General features: G+C 41.8%; 2 protein-coding genes. Both read left to right on the top strand.

Features of this window, described 5'->3' with window-relative positions; all coding sequences use genetic code 11:
* Positions 1 to 18 precede the first annotated feature (18 nt).
* Positions 19 to 399 carry an acyl-CoA thioesterase gene (locus A3761_RS19325; protein WP_197470105.1) on the top strand — a complete coding sequence of 127 codons (381 nt, stop codon included), beginning with the start codon at positions 19 to 21 and terminating at the stop codon, positions 397 to 399.
* Positions 400 to 454: 55 nt separating this feature from the next.
* On the top strand, positions 455 to 1,384 hold a 930-nt coding region (gene nhaA, locus A3761_RS19330), incomplete at its 3' end, for a Na+/H+ antiporter NhaA (protein WP_068750709.1).

Below are 1,384 nucleotides of genomic sequence, written 5' to 3' on the forward strand. Positions count from 1 at the left end.
TTTATCTAAGGAGATGCAATGAGTCACGAAGCAACTAAAGCTTTACTCAGCATGCAACATCATAAGTTAGTATTACCTGAGCATATGAACCACCAAGGCTCCTTGTTTGGTGGCAACTTGCTGATGTGGATAGACGAAGTCGCCTATATGACGGCCGCCCTTCACTACCCAGGGCTGCGATTCGTTACCGTTGCACTCGATAATGTTGAATTCAAACATCGAATCGACTGTGGCGAAATAATTTGTTTTAAGGTCGACCTTGAGCGACAGGGAAACTCTTCAATTACTTATTTTATTTCAGTACGAAACGCTCGCGAAGACAAAGATACAGTTTTATTTGAAACTCGAATCACATTTGTATGCATTGATGAACTGGGTAATAAATGCCCTATTGAGTAACTACCAAGTAAATTACGACTTAAGATATAAGCATAAGTAAGGTCTAAGGCTAATCATGAATTCTTTACAAAACAACCATCCACAAAACTTTATCTCTGACTTTTTTAAGCTTGAGTCTGCCGGTGGAATATTACTAATTTTTGCAGCAGTCCTTGCCTTAGTGTTTGCTAATACGCCCTTATCTTCAATTTATGAATTGCTGCTATCAACCCCTGTAGAAGTCAAGATTGGCGCACTGGAAATCGCGAAGCCATTACTGCTATGGATTAATGATGGCCTGATGGCGGTATTCTTCTTTTTAGTCGGATTAGAACTAAAAAGAGAGCTATTAGAAGGCGAACTTTCCGACAAGCGAAATATAGTCTTACCCGGAATCGGCGCACTGGGTGGCATGCTATTTCCTGCACTTATATATGTTTACTTTAATTACGAAGACCCTCAGGCCCTTAGTGGTTGGGCCATTCCTGCTGCAACCGATATTGCTTTTGCCCTTGGTGCCCTGACGCTTCTTGGTTCCAGAGTTCCTACCTCACTTAAAATATTCCTTACCTCTTTAGCAATTTTTGATGATATTGGCGCGATTCTGATCATCGCATTGTTTTACACGGATAAATTATCGCTAAGCGCGTTAATAATCGTTGCAGGCTGCATCCCTTTCCTAATTATCATGAACAAACGAAATGTCATCTCCAAAAGTGCTTATATTTTTATCGGTATCATTATGTGGGTTGCAACGCTTAAATCGGGCGTTCATGCGACACTTGCAGGTGTAGTTCTAGCGATATTCATTCCTATGAAATCTAGAGAGAACCCTTCGTTCTCGCCGCTTAAAGATCTGGAGCATGACCTTCACTCAGTCGTTGCTTTTGGAATTCTCCCCGTCTTCGCCTTCGCCAATGCTGGAATCAATCTATCAGGTATAGGTTTAGAGCAAATGCTTCATAACGTCCCCGTTGGCATCGCGCTAGGCTTGTTTGTCGGTAAG

It is taken from the genome of Oleiphilus sp. HI0123 (genome assembly GCF_001635315.1).

Bases quoted from the DNA above. Each gene is read 5' to 3' on its own strand.
- A3761_RS19325 (WP_197470105.1), top strand. From the start codon at position 19: ATGAGTCACGAAGCAACTAAAGCTTTACTCAGCATGCAACATCATAAG.